The organism is Pseudomonas sp. LBUM1655 (genome assembly GCF_059716085.1).
Genome location: NZ_CP166801.1, coordinates 1551444 through 1571534, shown reverse-complemented (window position 1 = coordinate 1571534; position 20091 = coordinate 1551444). Strand labels below are relative to the sequence as shown.

The 20091-nt window shown below is 57.7% G+C and carries 21 protein-coding genes and 1 tRNA gene; 9 read left to right on the top strand and 13 right to left on the bottom strand.

Translation table 11 applies throughout. The annotated features are described in order from the left end of the window. The first annotated feature begins 367 nt into the window (after positions 1-367). Both ACA074_RS07060 and ACA074_RS07055 read left to right on the top strand, forming a co-directional pair. The gene (locus ACA074_RS07060) at positions 368-1552 is read left to right on the top strand and encodes a cyanate transporter (RefSeq protein ID WP_497678688.1); all 1185 of its coding nucleotides are present in this window, start codon (positions 368-370) and stop codon (positions 1550-1552) included. A 197-nt stretch (positions 1553-1749) separates the two neighbouring features. Continuing rightward, a complete protein-coding gene (locus ACA074_RS07055; RefSeq protein ID WP_401266504.1) occupies positions 1750-2685 on the top strand; it encodes a LysR family transcriptional regulator in 936 nt (311 codons plus the stop codon). Between the two features lie 3 nt (positions 2686-2688). Here the strand turns inward: ACA074_RS07055 and ACA074_RS07050 are convergent, their stop codons facing one another. Beyond that, on the bottom strand, positions 2689-3054 hold the full coding sequence (locus ACA074_RS07050) for a 5-carboxymethyl-2-hydroxymuconate Delta-isomerase (RefSeq protein WP_187680175.1): 366 nt from the start codon (positions 3052-3054) through the stop codon (positions 2689-2691). A gap of 53 nt (positions 3055-3107) precedes the next feature. After that, positions 3108-4028 (bottom strand): LysR substrate-binding domain-containing protein, encoded by a 921-nt coding sequence (locus ACA074_RS07045; RefSeq protein ID WP_187680174.1) that lies wholly within the window; start codon positions 4026-4028, stop codon positions 3108-3110. Between the two features lie 212 nt (positions 4029-4240). Between ACA074_RS07045 and ACA074_RS07040 the strand changes: the two genes are divergently transcribed. Next, the gene (locus tag ACA074_RS07040; RefSeq protein ID WP_187680173.1) at positions 4241-4432 is read left to right on the top strand and encodes a YegP family protein; all 192 of its coding nucleotides are present in this window, start codon (positions 4241-4243) and stop codon (positions 4430-4432) included. A 151-nt stretch (positions 4433-4583) separates the two neighbouring features. Continuing rightward, on the top strand, positions 4584-4790 hold the full coding sequence (locus ACA074_RS07035) for a hypothetical protein (protein ID WP_401266501.1): 207 nt from the start codon (positions 4584-4586) through the stop codon (positions 4788-4790). A 179-nt stretch (positions 4791-4969) separates the two neighbouring features. Here the strand turns inward: ACA074_RS07035 and ACA074_RS07030 are convergent. From ACA074_RS07030 to dapA, 5 genes are all read right to left on the bottom strand, one after another. After that, positions 4970-5059, bottom strand: a tRNA-Ser gene (locus tag ACA074_RS07030). A gap of 84 nt (positions 5060-5143) precedes the next feature. Continuing rightward, positions 5144-5857 (bottom strand): phosphoribosylaminoimidazolesuccinocarboxamide synthase, encoded by a 714-nt coding sequence (purC, locus tag ACA074_RS07025; protein ID WP_187680171.1) that lies wholly within the window; start codon positions 5855-5857, stop codon positions 5144-5146. A gap of 28 nt (positions 5858-5885) precedes the next feature. Beyond that, positions 5886-6647, bottom strand: coding sequence for an MBL fold metallo-hydrolase (locus tag ACA074_RS07020; protein WP_187680170.1), 762 nt, complete (start codon positions 6645-6647; stop codon positions 5886-5888). A gap of 4 nt (positions 6648-6651) precedes the next feature. Then, positions 6652-7767, bottom strand: a complete 1116-nt coding sequence (bamC, locus tag ACA074_RS07015; RefSeq protein WP_187680169.1) for an NlpB/DapX family lipoprotein — start codon at positions 7765-7767, stop codon at positions 6652-6654. Positions 7768-7784: 17 nt separating this feature from the next. After that, a complete protein-coding gene (gene dapA / locus ACA074_RS07010; RefSeq protein WP_187680168.1) occupies positions 7785-8663 on the bottom strand; it encodes a 4-hydroxy-tetrahydrodipicolinate synthase in 879 nt (292 codons plus the stop codon). A gap of 337 nt (positions 8664-9000) precedes the next feature. On the opposite strand from dapA, the gene ACA074_RS07005 reads away from it, so the two are divergent. Beyond that, entirely contained in the window at positions 9001-9561 is a 561-nt protein-coding gene (locus ACA074_RS07005; protein WP_016984694.1) for a glycine cleavage system transcriptional repressor, read from the top strand. A gap of 10 nt (positions 9562-9571) precedes the next feature. Beyond that, the gene (locus ACA074_RS07000) at positions 9572-10045 is read left to right on the top strand and encodes a peroxiredoxin (RefSeq protein WP_401266022.1); all 474 of its coding nucleotides are present in this window, start codon (positions 9572-9574) and stop codon (positions 10043-10045) included. An 84-nt stretch (positions 10046-10129) separates the two neighbouring features. Here ACA074_RS07000 and ACA074_RS06995 read toward each other — a convergent pair whose 3' ends face one another. Beyond that, positions 10130-11200 (bottom strand): AI-2E family transporter, encoded by a 1071-nt coding sequence (locus ACA074_RS06995; RefSeq protein ID WP_187680166.1) that lies wholly within the window; start codon positions 11198-11200, stop codon positions 10130-10132. Positions 11201-11232: 32 nt separating this feature from the next. Further along, positions 11233-11472, bottom strand: coding sequence for a sulfurtransferase TusA family protein (locus ACA074_RS06990; RefSeq protein WP_401266025.1), 240 nt, complete (start codon positions 11470-11472; stop codon positions 11233-11235). A 98-nt stretch (positions 11473-11570) separates the two neighbouring features. On the opposite strand from ACA074_RS06990, the gene ACA074_RS06985 reads away from it, so the two are divergent. Beyond that, on the top strand, positions 11571-13004 hold the full coding sequence (locus ACA074_RS06985) for a M48 family metalloprotease (protein ID WP_187680164.1): 1434 nt from the start codon (positions 11571-11573) through the stop codon (positions 13002-13004). Positions 13005-13079: 75 nt separating this feature from the next. Here ACA074_RS06985 and ACA074_RS06980 read toward each other — a convergent pair whose 3' ends face one another. From ACA074_RS06980 to rpoE, 4 genes are all read right to left on the bottom strand, one after another. Further along, positions 13080-14510 (bottom strand): DegQ family serine endoprotease, encoded by a 1431-nt coding sequence (locus ACA074_RS06980; protein WP_401266030.1) that lies wholly within the window; start codon positions 14508-14510, stop codon positions 13080-13082. A 207-nt stretch (positions 14511-14717) separates the two neighbouring features. Continuing rightward, positions 14718-15683, bottom strand: coding sequence for a MucB/RseB C-terminal domain-containing protein (locus ACA074_RS06975; protein WP_497678687.1), 966 nt, complete (start codon positions 15681-15683; stop codon positions 14718-14720). Between the two features lie 8 nt (positions 15684-15691). Continuing rightward, positions 15692-16279: a sigma-E factor negative regulatory protein gene (locus ACA074_RS06970; protein WP_401266035.1), complete on the bottom strand. Its 588-nt coding sequence runs from the start codon at positions 16277-16279 to the stop codon at positions 15692-15694. A 30-nt stretch (positions 16280-16309) separates the two neighbouring features. Continuing rightward, positions 16310-16891 carry an RNA polymerase sigma factor RpoE/AlgU gene (gene rpoE / locus ACA074_RS06965; RefSeq protein WP_003172477.1) on the bottom strand — a complete coding sequence of 194 codons (582 nt, stop codon included), beginning with the start codon at positions 16889-16891 and terminating at the stop codon, positions 16310-16312. Between the two features lie 557 nt (positions 16892-17448). Between rpoE and nadB the strand changes: the two genes are divergently transcribed. Both nadB and ACA074_RS06955 read left to right on the top strand, forming a co-directional pair. Beyond that, positions 17449-19056: an L-aspartate oxidase gene (nadB, locus tag ACA074_RS06960; protein WP_497678686.1), complete on the top strand. Its 1608-nt coding sequence runs from the start codon at positions 17449-17451 to the stop codon at positions 19054-19056. A 454-nt stretch (positions 19057-19510) separates the two neighbouring features. After that, the gene (locus ACA074_RS06955; RefSeq protein WP_497678685.1) at positions 19511-20083 is read left to right on the top strand and encodes a DUF6680 family protein; all 573 of its coding nucleotides are present in this window, start codon (positions 19511-19513) and stop codon (positions 20081-20083) included. Positions 20084-20091 lie beyond the last annotated feature (8 nt).

The window sequence follows — 20091 nt, the reverse complement described above, 5'->3', positions numbered from 1 at the left end:
GCTAACTGTGAAAAATTCATTAACCAGGGCATGACAAACTTTAGGCGCGCAACCATCAATTTTTTGTGAAAAAGACGCCAACAATTAGTTGGCCCTGGGTATTACATCCAAACTTGTGAAGTATTTGAGAATGATTCAGTTCTCGTTCAGAAAAACAGCACGGCTTTACCTGTGGGAGTGAGCCTGCTCGCGATTGCGGTGTGACAGCCACTACTGCATAGACAGGCAGCCCGCTTTCGCGAGCAGGTTCACGCCTACAAGTGATCGGGTGTTATCGAGTTTTTAAATACTGCTGCGGATTTTCTGGTTTGCCCGAGTCAGGCAGTGACGCGCCTAATCCTCAGTCCCCAGCATCAAAGGTCTGAAGATGGAAAACGCCCGCACCACTTCCCGCCCCGCTACTTGGCTAATGCTTTCAATCATTCTAGTCGCGCTCAATCTGCGCCCGTCGATGGCGGCCATCGGGCCGCTGCTGTCGGCAATTCGCGGCGACATTGCGTTGAACTTCAGCGTCGCGTCGTTGCTGACCATGCTGCCAGTGATGGCCATGGGTCTGGCGATGTTCTTCGGCATCGGCATCAGTCAACGACTGGGTGAACAGCGCACGGTGTTGCTGTCGCTGCTGATCATTGCATTGGCGACACTGTCGCGGCTGTTTGTCGATTCGGCGGCAGAGTTGATTGTCAGCGCCGTGGTGGCGGGGATTGGCATTGCCTTGATTCAGGCGTTGATGCCGGCGGTGATCAAGTCGCACTTCCCCAATAATGTGGCGCTGTGCATGGGCTTGTACGTGACGTCGATCATGGGCGGCGCGGCGCTTGCGGCCTCGTTCGCCCCACAGGTGATGGTGCAAACCGGTAGCTGGCGCCTCGGCTTAGCCATTTGGGCAGCACTGGCGCTGCTGGCGTTGGTGTTCTGGTGGTTGCAACGTTGGCAATTGCCAAACGCCATGACCGGTGTGGCGAAGAAAGAATCGTTTTTCGCCAATTCCCGCGCCTGGTTACTCGCAATCTTCTTCGGTCTGGGGACAGCGTCCTACACCTGTGTGCTCGCCTGGCTGGCGCCGTACTACGTTGAAAAAGGTTGGAGCGAACAAAACGCCGGTCTGTTGTTGGGTTTTCTGACAGCCATGGAGGTAATTTCCGGACTGATAGTGCCGGCCATCGCCAACCGTAGCCGAGACCGACGCGTGGTGCTGATGGCGCTGCTCGGCCTGATCATCACCGGTTTCTGCGGCCTGACCCTCAGCCCCCAACACCTCAGTCTGCTGTGGCCCTGCTTGCTGGGCCTGGGCATCGGCGGGTTATTCCCGATGAGCCTGATCGTCTCGCTCGACCATCTAGACAATCCTCAGCGAGCCGGGCACCTGACTGCATTCGTGCAGGGCATTGGGTATCTGATTGCCGGTCTCTCGCCGCTACTCGCCGGGATGGCTCGCGATCAACTGGGTAGCTTCGAATGGGCTTGGTGGGCACTGACTGCAGTGATGGTGGCCATGCTCCTGATGGTGTTGCGCTTCGATCCCCGGCAGTACGCGCGGCATATTCAATGATTGCAGAGGCGCGCGAGCTAGAGGCCTCTGGCCATCTTTGCGCACATTGATCAATGACGTCGTGTTCCTAAAACTTTCTGTCCCACATGTATCCGTGAAATGTCCTACAGGGCGTTCTCCTGGCACCATCGTTCCGTTAGGATCATTCGCACACGTTTGCGCGGATTCAGCGCAAGGAGCACAGCGAGACAGAACGGATGCTGAACAGTAACTTGCTTCGAAAGCTCGACATGCAGGATCTCATGGTGTTTATCGCCGTGTATGAGCAGAGCAGCGTCACCGATGTTTCGGAAACGCTGTTTGTCAGCCAGTCCACCGTCAGTTACTGCCTGAAAAAACTGCGCACCAGTTTCGAAGACGAACTGTTCATCAACACCCGCACCGGCATGCGCCCGACCTACAAGGCCAGCAGCATGTACGGCCATGTGCAGAAAATTCTCGAAAGCATCAACCTGTGCCACGCCGGCGCCCCGGTGTTTGATCCGACCCGACAAGCCGTCACATTCAACATCTGCGCCCCGGAATACTTCGAGCAACTGATCCTGCCGCGTCTGTTGAAGCGCTTCGACTTCGATGACTTGCCGGTGGTAGTCAACATGCACAAGTTCGAAACCGACGTGCCGGCCGATGAGTTACGCGACGGCAGCCTCGACCTGGTGATCAGTTTCGGCCCCAATTTTCATCGCAACCACACTGACCTGAAGTCGCAGATGCTGCTGGAAGATGATCTGGTCTGCGTCTTCGACAAGCGCGCCACGCCACTGGAACCACGCCTGAGCCTGCAAGCCTTCACCGAGCGTCGGCATGTGTTTCCGACCCCGTGGACCTCCACCACCAACATGGTCGATGGCTGGCTGGCACGGCAGGCGCAGAAGCGTCAGATCGTGGCGCGATCGAACAGCTACAGCGCTGCGTTAAAGATGATCACCGGCACCGACTTCATCCTCACCCTGCCCCGGCGCATTCAGCGTTTACTGACCAGCGAAGCGGTGTTTAATCACTGTGAGGCGCCTAATGGCTTGCCGGGGTTCACCCTCGACATGCAATGGAGCCAGAGCGTCGATCAGCACAGCGCCAACGTCTGGCTGCGCGAGCAGGTGATCAAGGTGTGCAGCGAATTGGAAGCGGCCTGAGTCTTACACGCCAATGGCGGTTTTGCTGTAGGACTCACGGTCGATATCCAGCAGTTCCACACACAACTGCACCTCGACGCCGGCGGGCCATTCGCAAAGATCCTGCAACACCGCCAGCAGGCTTTGCGAAAGCTGCTTCTTGATCCCCGGCGAACGGCCACTGAGCAGTGCCAGCTTCACATGCACGAAAGCGCGCTCGCCCATGGCGGTGCCCACTTTGAAGGTTTCCACCTTTACCGCACGGCTCTTGATATCGAACTCTGCCGCGAACTGACCGGACCCCACCAACGTGTTGTTGAGCCGGATCAACGCGACGTCGGCGTTCAACTGCGGCAGGTTGGCGGTGTATTCCATGTGCAGGTGTGGCATTGGGATGCTCCAGTCAGTCGGCAGAAAGGGCGTACATATAACACAGCGCCGGCTCAGGGCGGTGTGATCGGCCGCTCGCTCATGAACGCTTCAAGCCGTGAACGCAACCAGCGCTCGGCCGGGTCGCTATCGACGTGGCTGAGCCAGACCATCGACAGATCCAGCGTCGGCGTCTTGAATGGGAACGGCTCCTTGAACAGCAATCCGGAGGTAGCCATGGCTGCGGCGGTGTAGTCCGGCAGGCTGGCGATCAGGTCCGTGCCGGCCAGCAATGCCGGCAATGCGCTGTATTGCGGCACCGACAGCACGACCTGACGGGTACGTCCCAGCTCTGCCAGCCACTCGTCGGCGAAACCGCTGACGTTGGCCGTGTGGGACACCAGCACGTGCGGGCGTGCGCAATATTCATCAAGGGTCAGCGGTGTAGCGGAGGCGTCGGCACGCAGGATGCTTGGCTGGATGTGCCGCAGCAGTTTGCGCTTGGCATTGGCCGGCAGACCGCGGGTCTGGCTGATACCGACGGTGATGTCGCCGGCGGCCAGTAGATCGGGAATCCGCCAGTAGTCGACGTGTTGCACCACAAACACCACATTCGGCGCTTCCTGGCGCAGCGCACGCAGCAGCGGCGGCAGCAGGCCGAACTCGACATCATCGGACAGACCGATGCGAAAAGTCATGGTGCTGATCGCCGGATCGAAATCGCGGGTCAGGCTCAGCGCCACCGACAACGAATCCAGCGCAGGCTTGAGGTGGCGGAAGATGTCCTCGGCGCGGGCCGTCGGCTCCATGCGGTGGCCGACTCGGATAAACAACGGATCGTTGAGCATCGTGCGTAGACGGTTGAGCGCCGAGCTGATGGTCGGCTGGCCGAGAAACAGCTTCTCTGCCGCCCGGGTCACGTTGCGTTCGAGCATCAAGGTCTCGAACACCACCATCAGGTTGATATCGGCCTTGCGTAGTTCATTGCGGTTCATCCATTGCCCCCATCCCCAGACTGCCCGCAGTGTAGAAAGTCTACTGGGCTGCCGTCCATCAACATGCGCAGCAGGAGAGGTTTAGATGAACACAGAAACATCCGCGAACGATTGGAAACAAATGTCCGATAGCCAAAATAACCGCCTGCGCTAGGCTTGCGTCGATGCGCCACACAGGTTGTCGCACGATTAAATCGCATGGAGCGAACTGAATGTATTTCGAGATTTACAGGCAATCCAGAGGCACCCCAAGCACCGGCAAAGGCCAATGGCGCTGGAGGCTGCGCGCAGGCAATCACGAGACCATCGCCAGCGGCGAGTCGTACGTGAACAAGGCGGATTGTTTGCATGTGATCGAGTTGATCAAGGGTGCTACGGGGGAGACGCCGGTTAGGGAGATTTGACCACGAGAGTGAAAGCGCGACTGTGTCCTACAGCACTTTCCTTTTTTAGTCGAATGACTGGCACGCCTGCTTTCCACCTCTACGCTCACCGGCGTAAGGGGCAATCCGGCCCTGTTTCATTCCATCACTCGAAATCAAAAGGAGCCGCACAATGGCTAGAGACAAAGCGAAAGACGACAAGCACTTCAACTGCACGCAAGCACATGAAGCCGATTACGTCGCCAGCCTCTATCCGCACGCCAAGGACGAAGTCAAAACCTTCCTCGCCTCGGCGTGCAAGGACAATTCGCTGCATAACTCGACGCACAAGGAAGTTTATGAGCTGATCAAGCGCAAGCTGGGACACTCACAGCCTTGAGTGGTTGATTGCGGAATTTTCCAGGTTCTGCAGAAGTGGAAAGCCCCACAAGTTTGAATTTGTGGGGCTTTTTTTGTGGTCGATGCGAACGAAAGGAAAATAGCGGTTGGTCGACCTGCTCTTCGCCCAGAAACGAAAAAGCCCCGTAGCTTCTCAGCTACGGGGCTTTTTCTATGTAATGGCGGAGAGATAGGGATTCGAACCCTAGGTACCGGTGAAGGTACAACGGATTTCGAATCCGTCCCATTCGGCCACTCTGGCATCTCTCCAACGGCGCGCATCATAACAACACTTTTGCCGAAAGCGAACCCCCTTTCGCAAATTTTTTCCGTGCTATCAGATGCTTGCGTCGATTAAAGCGGTACGCCCAGACGATTGGCGACTTCTTCGTAGGCTTCGATAACGTCACCGAGGCCCTGGCGGAAGCGGTCTTTGTCCATCTTCTTCTTGGTGTCCTTGTCCCACAGACGGCAGCCGTCCGGGCTGAACTCGTCGCCCAGGACGATGGAGCCGTCGCTGAACACGCCGAACTCAAGCTTGAAGTCGACCAGCAGCAGGCCGGCGTCGTCGAACAGCTTGGTCAGCACTTCGTTGACCTTGAGCGACAGTTCTTTCATGCGGACCAGCTGCTCGGCGGTGCCCCAGCCGAATGCCACGACGTGGGATTCGTTGATGAACGGGTCGCCCTTGGCGTCGTCCTTCAGGAACAACTCGAAGGTGTACGGGTTGAGCTTCAGGCCTTCTTCGACGCCCAGGCGTTTTACCAGGCTGCCAGCGGCGTAGTTACGCACGACGCACTCGACCGGGATCATGTCGAGCTTCTTCACCAGGCACTCGTTGTCGCCCAGCAGCTTGTCGAATTGGGTCGGAATGCCGGCCGCTTCGAGTTTCTGCATGATGAAGGCGTTGAACTTGTTGTTAACCATGCCTTTGCGGTCGAGCTGTTCGATGCGCTTGCCGTCGAACGCCGAGGTGTCGTTTCGAAACAGCAGGATCAAGCGGTCAGCGTCGTCGGTCTTGTAAACCGATTTGGCTTTGCCGCGGTAGAGTTCTTCACGTTTTTCCATGATGGGCTCCGCTTGCTAAGTAGGTGGGCTAGGCGATGTGGCGCCAGTCGAGCCCTGAATCTTGATCGGCCAGTTGCAGCCAGTCCGGGTCGCACCCGAGGGTGTCGACAAAACATTGCCGGGCCAGCTGCGGCATGTTGTTCTTGCTGCTCAGATGGGCCAGGACCAGGTGTTGGAGACCCTGCCAGCCCAACTCGGACACCAGGAATGCCGCCTGATGGTTGTTCAAATGTCCCAGCTCGCCGCCCACCCGCTGCTTGAGAAAGTACGGGTAGTGACCACGGGCCAGCATGTCACGACAATGATTGGATTCGATCATCAATGCATCGAGATCCCGGTAACCGTCCAGCACCCGCTCGCAGTAGGAACCCAGGTCGGTCAGCAGGCCGAAGCGCCGCTGTTCGTTGTCACTGAATACATACTGGGTCGGCTCCTGCGCATCATGGGCCACGGCAATGACCCCGATGTTCAGTGCACCGATCTGCAGTTGCTCGCCGCCAGCCAGAAAGCCTGCGGGTTCAATCGGTTTGCGCATCCCGCGCAGTGTGCCGCGACTGAGGTAGACCGGCAGATTGTAGCGCCGAGACAGCAAACCCACGCCATGCACGTGGTCGGCATGTTCGTGGGTTACGAGTATCGCGCTCAGTTGCGCCGGGTTCACACCCAGACGCAACAGGCGTTTTTCGGTTTCCCGCAGGGAAAAACCACAATCCACCAGCACATACGTATCAGCACTGGCGATCAGCGTGCCGTTCCCTTGGCTACCGCTGCCGAGAACGGCAAAACGCATTGGATCAGCCCAGGTTGTCCTGAATGACGCTCAACACTTTGCGCGCCACTTCAGCCGGCGCGACGGTGTTGATGTTTTTCTCGACGGTCACCTGAATGTTCTCGCCAACCTTGCTCAGGCGAACCTGATAACGCTCGGCACGGGCTTCAACTTCTTCCTTGCTCGGCGCACTGCCGAACAGGCTGCTGAAGAAACCAGGCTTGTCGTCTTTCTTCTCGGCTTTTTCGGCCAGGTTGATGTAGTACAGGCCCAGACTGCGGTTGATGTCTTCAACGCGCCATTCGCCCTGCTCCAGCGCACGGCCAACACTCGACCAGGCACGGTCCAGATCGGTACCGACGTTCAACACCGGGTTACCGCTGCCGTCTTCGCTGAGGCTGACGCGGCTCGGGGTATCGAAATCACGCGAAGCCAGCATCGACACCGAACCGCCCTTCTCGGCGATACGGCTCATGCTCGCGAGCATGTCGTCGACCAGCGCTGCGTCCAGGCCAGTGTTGACCGAACGATTGGTGAAGGCCACGTCGGCAGTGCTGCCGGCAGGACGCTCGGCGCTGACCACGTAGATTTCACTGGTGTTGCGCTGCACGCCCGGCTCGATACGCACGCGAACGCGGGTTTCGCTATCACTGGCGATACCGGCCGCGCTCAGGCGTTTGGCCATGGCGGCGGACAGTTCGTCGGAACGCTGCCAGGTGGTGGTGAATTCGCCAGTTTGCGGACGCTGTTCATCCAGACGGAAACCGTTGTCCTGGAAGAACTGCACAGCCACTGGCCAGACTTCGGCCGGTGGGTGTTGAGCCATTACCCAACGAGAATCGCCACTCTTCTGCAGCGAGTAGTCGGTGGCATCGGCGATCGCCGACAGCGGTTGAGGACGTGGAACCACGTACTCGCCCTTGGCGGTATCGTCAGCAACGTTGCGCGGGATCGGCAGCAGCGGATCCAGACGCTTGGAGGTGCTGACATCCGGTGGCAGTTGCATCGGTGCAGTCTGTTGCGCTTCCAGGTAATCGCTACCACGGTCACGGAAATAACCTTCCGGGCCCCAGACCCATCCGCAGCCACTGGTGCTGGAGATAATCAAGGCAAGTGCGGAAAGTCCGGCCATTCGCTTCATGCGTTGTACTTCCTCAATTAAACCAGGACGCTGCACTGGCGCAGGGCCGAGCGAAGCGTTTCATGACAAGGTGCGCTCAGCCAGGTCAGCGGCAGGCGGATGCCTTCGTGCATCAGGCCCATTTCAACCAAAGCCCACTTCACCGGAATCGGGTTGGCTTCGATGAACAGGTCTTTGTGCAGCGGCATCAGTTTTTCGTTAATGGCCCGTGCGGTGTCAGCGTCGCCCTTGAGCGCGGCCTCGCACAGATCAGCCATTTCGCGCGGAGCGACGTTGGCAGTCACAGAGATGTTACCTTTGCCGCCCAGCAGGATCAGCTCGACCGCGGTCGGATCATCGCCGGACAGCACGATGAAGTCCTTGCTCACGCCGTCGATAATCGCTTTGGCACGCTTCAGGTCGCCAGTGGCTTCCTTGATGCCGATGATGTTCGGCACTGTGGATAGCCGAATGACAGTCTCGGCCTGCATGTCGCAAGAGGTGCGGCCAGGAACGTTGTAGAGAATCTGTGGGATATCGACCGCTTCGGCGATGTGTTTGAAGTGCTGGTACAAGCCTTCCTGAGTCGGCTTGTTGTAGTACGGAACCACCAGCAGGCAGGCATCGGCACCGGCTTCTTTGGCATTGCGGGTCAGTTCGACGGCTTCGCGGGTCGAGTTGGCGCCAGTGCCGGCGATGACCGGAATGCGCCCGGCAACCTGTTTGACCACGGCTTTGATGACGGCGATGTGTTCTTCTACATCAAGGGTTGCCGACTCGCCGGTGGTGCCGACCGCGACAATGGCATGGGTGCCGTTCTTGAGGTGGAAGTCCACGAGTTTGCTGAGGCTGTCCCAGTCAAGACGCCCTTGTGCATCCATGGGAGTGACCAGTGCCACCATACTGCCCGCAATCATGAAACCGCTCCTGCCGGAAAAAGAGAGCGGTAATGGTACTGGCGCCAAGATGCTTGCACAAGCAAAGTACTGCGTAGCCGCCATTCCCCTTGGCGTCGCTTTTCGCTACCCTTCAGACTTTGATCGGTACTGATCAGCTTGTATGCCGGGTTCCAGCCTCCCTTTTCGGCCTCCCAGACCCTGTTCCTGCGTCGCATCGACGCGCTCCCGCTTTTGTGGAGCGAGCCACGAGCGCTTGTCGGGGTTCTTTGAACGGACAGCCTGAATGGGCAGAGGCCCTCCCTCGGCGTCAAACGCCCATCAACCTACCGACCGCTCATCGCTTTAGGAATGCTGCATGTCCACCCCCACAGTTCGCGAACAATTCCTTGTCATCAGTGCCCTCGGCGCCAACCCCATGGAGCTGACTAACGTCCTGTGCCGCGCCAGCCATGAAAATCGCTGCGCCGTGGTTACTTCTCGCCTGACCCGCCACGGCGAGTGCAGTGCGCTGATCCTCGAGATCTCTGGCAGCTGGGACGCCCTCGCGCGTCTTGAAGGCAGCCTGTCGGGCCTTGCCAAGAAGCACGCCTTCACCGTCAACGTGGTGCGTAGCGCGGCGCTGGAGAATCGTCCACAGGCGCTGCCGTACGTGGCTTACGTCAGTTCGGCGTATCGCCCGGACATCATCAACGAGCTGTGCCAGTTCTTCATGGACCACAACGTCGAGCTGGAAAACCTGACCTGCGATACCTATCAGGCACCGCAGACCGGTGGCACCATGCTCAACGCTACTTTCACCGTGACGTTGCCGGCCGGCACCCAGATCAGTTGGCTGCGCGACCAGTTCCTGGATTTCGCGGACGCGATGAATCTGGACGCACTGATCGAGCCTTGGCGCCCACAAAACCCAATGTAAGGAGGCTTTCATGGCCGTTATCATCGACCAACCGGTTGCGGATTTCGAAGCACCTGCCACCAGCGGGCAAACCGTCAGCCTGTCAGCCCTGAAGGGCAAGCAAGTGGTGATTTACTTCTATCCGAAGGACAGCACCCCCGGCTGCACCACCGAAGGCCAGGGCTTTCGTGATCAGTACGCGGCGTTCAAGGCTGCCAACACTGAAATCTTCGGCATCTCGCGCGACAGCCTGAAGTCCCACGAGAACTTCAAGTGCAAGCAGGAGTTTCCGTTCGAGCTGATCAGCGACAAGGACGAAGCGGTCTGCCAACTGTTCGACGTGATCAAGCTGAAGAAGCTGTACGGCAAGGAATACCTGGGTGTTGATCGCAGCACTTTCCTGATCGACAAGGACGGTGTGCTGCGTCAGGAATGGCGTGGTGTGAAGGTGCCGGGGCATGTGGATGCAGTTTTGGCCGCTGCCGAAGCGCTAAACAAAGCCTAAGATCAAAAGATCGCAGCCTTCGGCAACTCCTGCATTTGGAATACGTTTCCTGTAGGAGCTGCCGAAGGCTGCGATCTTTTTGCGTTAAAGAAGTGGCGCTACCGCGGGTTCCTTGCGCGGCCATGCGTCCAGCACAGCCTTGAACAGCGTCGCCAGGGGAATCGCAAAGAACACTCCCCAGAACCCCCACAGCCCGCCAAACAACAGCACAGCGCAGATGATTGCCACCGGGTGCAGGTTGACCGCCTCGGAAAACAGCAGCGGCACCAGCACGTTGCCGTCCAGCGTCTGGATAATCCCGTAGACCGCCATCAGATAGATGAACTGATCGCTCCAGCCCCATTGAAATAGCGCAATCAGCAGCACCGGCACGGTCACCACCACCGCGCCGACATAGGGCACAACCACCGAAACACCGACCAGCAACGCCAGCAGCGCTGCATAGTTGAGGCCAAGTGCGACGAAGGCGATGTAGGTCACGCCGCCGCAAATCACGATCTCGATGACTTTGCCGCGAATGTAGTTGGCGATCTGCCGGTTCATTTCCTGCGCCACCCGCGTGATCAGCGCACGTTCACGCGGCAGATAGCCACGCACCCACTCGCCGATCATCGCCCGATCCTTGAGGAAGAAGAACACCAGGATCGGCACCAGCACCAGATAGATCATGATGTTCACCAGCAGTGGCAGACTCGACAGCGAAAAGGTCAGCGCCCATTGACCGAACTTGCCGATCTCGCCGCGCGCGGCCTCAATCGCCTGCAACACTTGCTCGTCGGAGACCAGATGCGGATAGCGTTCGGGCAGCAGCAAGAGCAGCGACTGCCATTTTGCTAGCATGCCCGGCAGTTCATTGAACAGCGTGATCAATTGATGCCAGAGCAGCGGCACCACCACGACGATGAACACCAGTAATACGCCCATGAACAACGCAAACACCAGCCCCACCGCCGCACCGCCCGGCATGCGCAGACGCTCCAGCGTGACCACCAGCCCCTGCATCAGATACGCCAGCACCATCCCGGCCAACACTGGCGCAAGCATGCCACCGAGGGTCAGCACCGCAGTAAAGGCCAGCACCAGCAGAACAGCCAGCACCACGGCTTCTTCGTCGGAGAAGTAGCGCTGAATCCAGTCGCGTAACACTTTGAACATCAATAATCCTTAGGTCTTGTACGCTGTCGGTTTCAGGCTTTTTTCAACCAGTAACGGTAGACGCCCGCTTCGTCTTCTTCGCGCAGCAGCGTATGACCGGCCAACTTGGCAAAGGTGCGAAAGTCGCGCTGCGAGCCGGCATCCGTGGCGATCACCTTGAGCACGTCGCCGCTTTGAAGCTTGTTGAGCTCCATTTTTGCCTTGAGTAACGGCAACGGACAGTTAAGACCACTGGCGTCCAGTTCTACCTCATGGGCTACAGCGTCAGTCATTGCGTCACTCCGGTTCAAGTCGTCGAGCTGCCTAGAATATCTGGTCGCAGGCTTGGTGTCCGGCTACAGTAAGGTCTTTGTCTTCTAAGGCTTTGTGCATGACTTTTCTGCGCCCTACCCTGCTGACGCTCGCTTGCCTGCTCGCCTCACCAGGCTTTGCCGACGATCTGCCGTCACTCGGCGACGCCAGTTCTGCCATTGTCTCGCCGCAACAGGAATACCAGCTCGGCCGGGCGTGGCTGGCCATGTTGCGCAGCCAGGTTTCACAGCTCAACGATCCGCAACTCAAGGACTACGTCGAATCCAGCGTTTACAAGCTGGTGGAAACCAGCCAGGTCACAGACCGACGCCTCGAATTCATTCTGATCAACAGCCCGCAGCTCAACGCCTTCGCGGCACCGGGCGGCGTGGTCGGGGTCAACGGTGGTCTTTTTCTCAATGCGCAGACCGAGGGCGAATACGCGTCGGTACTGGCACACGAACTGGCGCACTTGTCGCAACGCCACTTTGCCCGCGGCGTCGAAGCTTCGCAGCGCATGCAAGTTCCGATGATGGCTGCCCTGCTGGCCGGGATCGTGATTGCTGCAGCCGGTGGCGGTGACGCCGGCATCGCGACCATCGCTGGCACTCAGGCCGCAGCGATTCAGGCGCAGCGGACCTTCTCCCGCCAGAATGAACAGGAAGCCGACCGCATCGGCATCCTCAATCTTGAAAAAGCCGGTTACGACCCGCGCTCTATGCCAACCATGTTCGAACGCTTGATGCGCCAGTATCGCTTCGACGCCAAGCCACCGGAATTCCTCCTGACTCACCCGGTCACGGAATCGCGGATCGCCGACACCCGCAACCGCGCCGAACAGGCCAAGTCGGGCGGCATCGAAGACACCAAGCGCTATCAACTGATTCGCGCACGCGTACAACTGATCTACGAAGAAACCCCGGGACTTGGCGCCAAGCGCTTTCGTGCACAGTTGGACGAGAATCCGAAAAACGATGTCGCGCGCTATGGTCTGGCCATCGCGCAGATCAAGGGCGGTCAGTTGAATGAAGCGCGAGAGAACCTCAAACAACTGTTGGTCACCGCGCCGAACGAGATCATCTACAACCTCGCCCAGGTTGATCTGGACATCACCAACAATCGCCTGCCCGATGCGCAGTCGCGGGTTGACCGGATGCTCACCCAGTATCCCGGCAACTATCCGCTGAATCAGGTTCGTGTCGATCTTCTGCTCAAGCAGAACCGCGCCGCCGACGCCGAGAAGGCACTGGAAAGCCTGCTCAAATCACGCCCGGATGATCCGGACGTCTGGTATCAGGTTGCCGAAACCCGTGGTTTGTCTGGAAACATCATTGGCTTGCACCAGGCTCGCGCGGAATACTTCGCCCTGGTTGGCGATTATCGTCAGGCGATCCAGCAGCTCGACTTTGCCAAGCGCAAGGCCGGCAGCAACTTCCCGCTGTCCTCGCGGATCGACGCCCGCCAGCGCGAGTTGATGGAGCAGGAGCGCATGGTCAAGGACATGATGGGCTGAGCCTTCTTTACGAAAAAAGCTTCAGGCATAAAAAAACCGCCTCATTCGAGGCGGTTTCTTTTTATTTACTAGCGGTTATTCAGCCAGTTTGAAGGTGATGAAGCTCGCACGACCTTGACGCAGAACCCGCATCGACACCGAACGGTTCTTCGGCAGTGCCTTGGCGATCTCGGCGAACTCCTTGGAGGAACCGATGGCCTGGTTGTTCAGGTGGGTGATGACATCACCCGGCTGCAGACCGATCAGGGCCGCAGGACCGTCCTGCACTTCCTTGATGACCACGCCACCTTTGAGGTCGTAGGTTTTCTTCTGCTCGGCGGTCAACTCGCCCACCGAAACACCGAGACGGTTGCTGTTGGTTTCAGCACCGGACTTCGGCAACGCACCCAGCTCTTTGTCTTCGTCCGGAATCGCGCCAACAGTTAACTCGACGTTTTTACGTTTGCCTTCACGTATCACTTCCAGATTGGCTTTCGCACCGGCCTTCAGTGCGCCGACCAGATGTGGCAGATCAGCAGACATAATGATCGGCTGGCCGTTCATGCTCAGGATCACGTCGCCGACTTGCAGGCCGCCCTTGGCCGCCGGACCGTCGTCCTGGATCTGCGCAACCAGCGCACCGGCCGGCTTCTCAAGACCGAACGACTCGGCCAGATCCTTGTTCACTTCCTGAATAACCACGCCCAGCCAGCCACGGCTGACTTTGCCGCCACTCTTCAGTTGGTTGGAAACATCCATCGCCACATCGATAGGAATAGCGAACGACACGCCCATGAAGCCGCCGGAACGGGTGTAGATCTGCGAGTTGATCCCGACCACCTCCCCATTCAGGTTGAACAGCGGGCCACCGGAGTTGCCCGGGTTGATCGGCACGTCGGTCTGGATGAACGGTACATAGTTTTCGTTCGGCAGGCTACGGCCAACGGCGCTGACGATGCCTTGGGTCACGGTGTGGTCAAAGCCGAAAGGCGAACCGATTGCCACGACCCATTGGCCGGCCTTCAGATCCTGGGATTTGCCGAGCTTGAGCACCGGCAAGTCCTTGCCCTCGATTTTCAGCAGGGCCACGTCGGAACGCGGGTCGGTGCCTACCAGCTTGGCTTTCATTTCGCTGCGATCAGCCAGGCGAACGAGGATTTCGTCGGCATCGGCAATCACGTGGTTGTTGGTCAGAATGTAGCCATCGGGAGAGATGATGAAGCCCGAACCCAGCGATTGCGCTTCACGCTGGCGACCACCGCCCGGCGAACGCTGTTGAGGCGGCATGCCGCGCTCGAAAAACTCGCGCAGCATTGGCGGCAGGCCTTCGAGATCAGGCATCTGCTGGTTCACTTTGCGATCAGGCAGTTTCTGCGTGGTACTGATGTTCACCACGGCAGGCGAAGCTTGTTCGACCAGTTGGGTGAAGTCAGGCAGGTCGGCCGCTTGCGCAGCAGGAACCGCCTGGCCGAGCAGCAGCACAGTAGCGAAGATGGAGAGATAAGATTTCAAGCTAGGTATCGACATACAGCTCCCGTTACGACGAGCAGGTTTAAGCGATATGGAATAAGGACCACCGGACACTACAGGCCGGTACTTTTATTCCAGGAACAACAAACAAGGCCAGAGCCGTTAGGCTCTGACCTATAAAAAATTTTCAGGTGATTTGCAAATGAAAATGCTCAGCAAACATTTCTACGTCTCGACGACGAAGTGGGTATGACTGAAATCAGCTCACTGCTTGCTGGTCGCAGCGCCATCGGTATTGCGCATCGATAGAGCAATTCGTTCGGCGGTACCAATCGGGATCTCACCGACCACCGTGACCATCATTTCACCTTGCGGTGTGGTCAGGCGACGGGAGACGGCAACGGTTGGGCCGAGCTGAGTGCGCGTATCGGTGACAGTGGCACCGTTAAGCGGCTCGAGAAACACCGAGAACCGCGCCAGGCCGTCGTCATAAAGCAGGCTGCTGACCTGAATTTTGGTTTCCGGATCTTTGTGCGAGGTGCTGCTAGTCAGCTCGAAACCTGGCGGTAGCCAGTCAGAGTGCCAAGCCTGAGCTGTCTTCACCGCAGAAGCCTTGTCACTATCGATAGTAATCGGCTTGCAGTCGGCGTCAGCCAATAAGTCTTTGTCCGTCGGAACATCATCAGTATCAAGACTGGTGAACTGGAATCGCTCGAGCAACTGCCCTTTGTCGTTCAACAGCAGGGACTTCATAGGCAGACCGGTCTTCTTGTCCAGATGCAACTCAAAACCGTAACGATGCTGGTCCCGAGGCGTCAGCGATACGATCACTGCGTCTCTTCCAGCTACGCGCGACTTGCCGATGACAGCAAGGTCATACCAGTTTTTCAGCTTTTGCGGATCGAGAGGACGAGCGGCAGAGTTGGGAGAGTCTCCCAACCCGGCAATCAGGATGCCGCTTACGCATTGAGTATGTCCATCAATGCGCACGACTTCCTGTGCCGAACCGTCGAGCTGGAGTAAACGCTCGCGGACCTGGCCATTCTGGACGCGATGCCAGATGTTGTGGGTAGAAAAACTACCATTACGCTCGTAAACGAAAGTACCGTGGAAGCTTTGCTGCTGCTCGGCCTGGCCCAGACGGGTCAACCAGTCCTGGGCCTCGTCAGCGTGGGCTGGAACAATGAACCAGCCACTCAGCAGAAGCGAAAGTAGAGGTATGGCGCGCATGATCCTCCTTAACGGTTTTCCAGGCTTGCCGCACGTGCATACGGCAGCGCGCTTTCAGTACCTTTCAGCGCAGCCTGTTGAGCGTGCTGACGCAGATAGCTTGGCAGGCGCTGATCATGCCAGCCTGGTTGACCTTGCAGTACGCCGTTGGCCATAGGGCCAGTGGCTTCCGAACTTTCACTATAGCCTGCCAGAACAGCCGGACCTTTGACCTGTGGAGTGGCCAGGGTTGGCTGATTGGATTGCTGTGCCAGTTCGACGCCAGCGATCTCGTCCTGGTTGTACAGGCGCACACCGGCCAGAACGGCAACCGTAACCGAGGCTGCAACAGCCAGACGGCCAAGGTTTCGCCATGGGCTACGGGATACTTTGGCCGGAGCCGTTTCGTCTTCCAGCGCAGCAGACACTGCCGCAGCGATATCCAGACGTGGCAGCAGCAAATCCTTGTGCATGGCTGCCCGAGCGATCTGGTAACGAGCCCAGGTCTCACGGGTTTCTACGTCGTCCAGTGCATTGATCACTCGACGCAATTCCAGTTCGTCCGCTTCGTTATCCATCACTGCGGACAGCGATTCCTGCAGGGCTTCACGACTCATGGCGTTCCTCTCTTGGCTGTCGCCGCTGTCTCAGTTTTCCTGCAACAACGGTTGCAGGGCTTTATCGATGGCCTCCCGAGCGCGGAAAATCCGGGAGCGCACGGTACCCACCGGACATTGCATGACGCTCGCAATGTCCTCGTAACTCAGACCATCGAATTCACGTAAAGTTAAAGCCGTACGCAAATCCTCTGGCAGTTGCTGAATGGTTCGATGGACGGTGCCTTCGATCTCATCCCGCAGCAATGCCCGTTCTGGTGACTCGAGGTCCTTGAGGCCGTGATCGCCATCGTAGAACTCTGCATCTTCGGAACTTACATCGCTATCCGGCGGCCGACGACCGCGTGAAACCAGATAATTCTTTGCCGTGTTAATGGCAATACGGTACAGCCACGTATAAAACGCACTGTCACCGCGAAAATTTCCAAGTGCTCGATACGCCTTGATAAAGGCTTCCTGAGCTACGTCCTGGGCTTCATGGGTGTCGTGCACAAAACGCACGATCAACCCGAGAATTTTGTGCTGATATTTCAGCACCAGCAGATCGAAAGCTCGCTTGTCGCCACGCTGAACGCGCTCGACCAGCTGCTGATCCTCTTCCTGGGTTAGCATGAACACTCCTCGATAAGCCCGGAGGAGACTTGCACAACTAAACGACCAGACTTGCAAACATAGACTCGGGCTTTTCGCAAAAGTTCTCCCCCTCCAAGCAAGTTTCCTGCGGGCTCTGATTTGGCACGCACGAAAAACGCAGCGCGGGATAAACCGGCTGCGCGAATAATCTTGTCATCGGTTTCGCCGGCAGGAACCCAATCGCAGGTTCCGCACTGAAGCCGACACTGTCCCTTGTTTCTGGCACCGACTATTGATCTTGGGCCTCTGGCAAAAGTTCCAATTATTTATAGCCGGCCCCACCCGACATTGGGCAACACTGGGAGGAAAAAACCTGTTTCAGCGCCGATACAGTCGCCTTTTCCCAAAACCTGCGGAAAATTCTTCCGACGAAGCGCCCGGTTTCCCCATCCCGGTAGTTTCACAATGCCATATAGGCCCGGCTATTGTGCCGCCCCACCCCTCTATATACTAGTGGGCTGTGTGGCTGTCTTGACTCGCCGATCCAGCTGTCTTGCGCCAACCCCGACCCGGGTCGCTTTGAGCGGAATCCTGAAATGAGCCAACAGTTCCAACACGATGTTCTGGTCATTGGCAGCGGTGCTGCCGGTTTGAGTCTCGCGCTGACCCTGCCAGGTCACTTGCGCATTGCCGTTTTGAGTAAGGGCGATCTCGCCAATGGTTCGACGTTCTGGGCTCAGGGCGGCGTCGCTGCCGTGCTGGACGATACCGACACTGTCGAATCCCACGTCGATGACACCCTGAACGCCGGCGGCGGTCTGTGCCATGAAGATGCCGTTCGCTTCACCGTCGAGCACAGCCGTGAAGCCATCCAGTGGTTGATCGACCAAGGCGTTCCGTTCACCCGTGATGAGCAATCCGGCACTGAAGACGGCGGTTTCGAATTTCACCTGACCCGCGAAGGCGGCCACAGTCATCGCCGCATCATCCATGCCGCCGATGCTACCGGCGCCGCGATCTTCAAAACCCTGCTGACCCAAGCGAAAGAGCGTTCAAACATCGAATTGCTGGAACAGCGAGTAGCCGTCGATCTGATTACCGAGCGCCGCCTGGGCCTGGACGGCGAGCGCTGCCTCGGCGCCTACGTGCTGAACCGCGCCACCGGTGAAGTCGACACCTACGGCGCACGCTTCGTGATTCTGGCCTCGGGTGGCGCGGCCAAGGTCTACCTCTATACCAGTAACCCCGACGGCGCCTGTGGTGATGGCATCGCCATGGCCTGGCGCTCTGGCTGCCGGGTGGCGAATCTGGAGTTCAACCAGTTCCATCCCACCTGCCTCTATCACCCACAGGCCAAAAGCTTCCTCATCACCGAAGCCCTGCGTGGCGAAGGTGCGCATTTGAAGCTGCCGAATGGCGAACGCTTCATGTATCGCTTCGACAAGCGCGCCGAACTGGCACCACGCGACATCGTTGCCCGGGCCATCGACCATGAAATGAAGCGTTTGGGCGTCGATTGCGTCTATCTCGACATCAGCCACAAACCCGAAGCCTTCATTAAAAGTCACTTCCCGACTGTTTATGAGCGCTGCCTCGGCTTCGGCATCGATATCACCAAACAACCGATTCCGGTTGTACCGGCGGCGCACTACACCTGTGGTGGCGTGATGGTCGACCAAAACGGCCGCACCGATGTGCCAGGCTTGTACGCCATCGGCGAAACCAGCTTCACCGGTCTGCACGGCGCCAACCGCATGGCCAGCAACTCGTTGCTGGAATGTTTCGTCTACGCCCGCTCGGCGGCGGCGGACATTCTGGCGCAACTTGATGATGTGACAGCGCCGAACGCCCTGCCCGTCTGGGACGCCAGCCAGGTGACCGACTCCGACGAAGACGTGATCATTGCGCACAACTGGGATGAACTGCGCCGGTTCATGTGGGACTACGTCGGCATCGTGCGCACCAACAAGCGCCTGCAACGGGCCCAGCACCGCGTGCGCCTGTTGCTGGACGAGATCGACGAGTTCTACAGCAACTACCGAGTAAGCAGAGACTTGATTGAACTGAGGAACCTTGCTCAGGTAGCTGAACTGATGATCCAGTCAGCGATGGAACGCAAGGAATCTCGGGGTCTGCACTACACGCTGGACTATCCAGAGATGCTGCCAGAGGCGAAGGATACGATCCTTACACCGACCAGATGAGGCACGTTAGGAGGCCTGAGCGTAGCACGCTAAGACCCCGTTTTGTAACAGCTTTGCGCCATATTTGTCCCAGCTCTGGGGTTTCTATCGTCCGCCTATGAGGGTCTCTCATGGCGCCTGTGCGGGCCTGCGCGAGGGCCTACGGGGGAACCTTGGCAGTCAGTATGAATGAGGTGGTCTTTCAGATTTTTCTGCCAGATTTTCATTGATATCTTGAGGTATCCGTACAGCCAGTAGACCACATGAACAGCCACACAGACCCAGTAGGCAGCGTATAGCTTGTCCATATGGTTTCTCCTTGAGATTCAATTGCACGACCTCGGCGTCTCGCAGGCAGCTTGACCGTTGCAAGAGAAAGATCGAGAGGAAAGCCAGATGCAGTCGATGGACTGATTCTCAGCACAGTTAGTAGGTTGCAGTGGTGCTGCTAATCTCATCCAAAGGGCCGAAAAAGATGCGATACCTCGACCCAGACATTAGCTATCAATGGAAGGGATACACCTTGGATAAAATATCAATTGCAGACTGGCTCATTATTATGGCGACGCTGCTCAGTCCAGTCATTGCAGTTCAAGTGACACGATACCTTGATGAGCGAAACGAGATTCGGGGGCGCAAGCTAAGTATTTTCAAAACTCTGATGGCTACCCGTGCCTATGTAATCTCTTGGGGGCATGTGGAGGCTCTAAACCGCATTGATCTTGAGTTTATGAAAAGCCACAAGAAGGAAAAAGCCGTAGTAGAAGCATGGAAGGAGTATCACGACCTCTTGTGTAACGACAAACTATCCCCGGAGCAATGGGACTCCAAAAGGATAGATCTATTGGTAGAGCTGCTACACAAAATGGCCATAGTTCTCGACTACGACTTTGATAAGACGCACATTAAAAATTCGTCCTATGCACCGCGCTATCATTCAGATACGGAAGATCAACTGGCAGCCATTAGAAAGGGCCTGATCGAGGTGCTAGCAGGTAATCGGGTTCTGCCGATGAAAGTGACAAACCTCCCCGATCAGAATGCCTAAATGTAAAA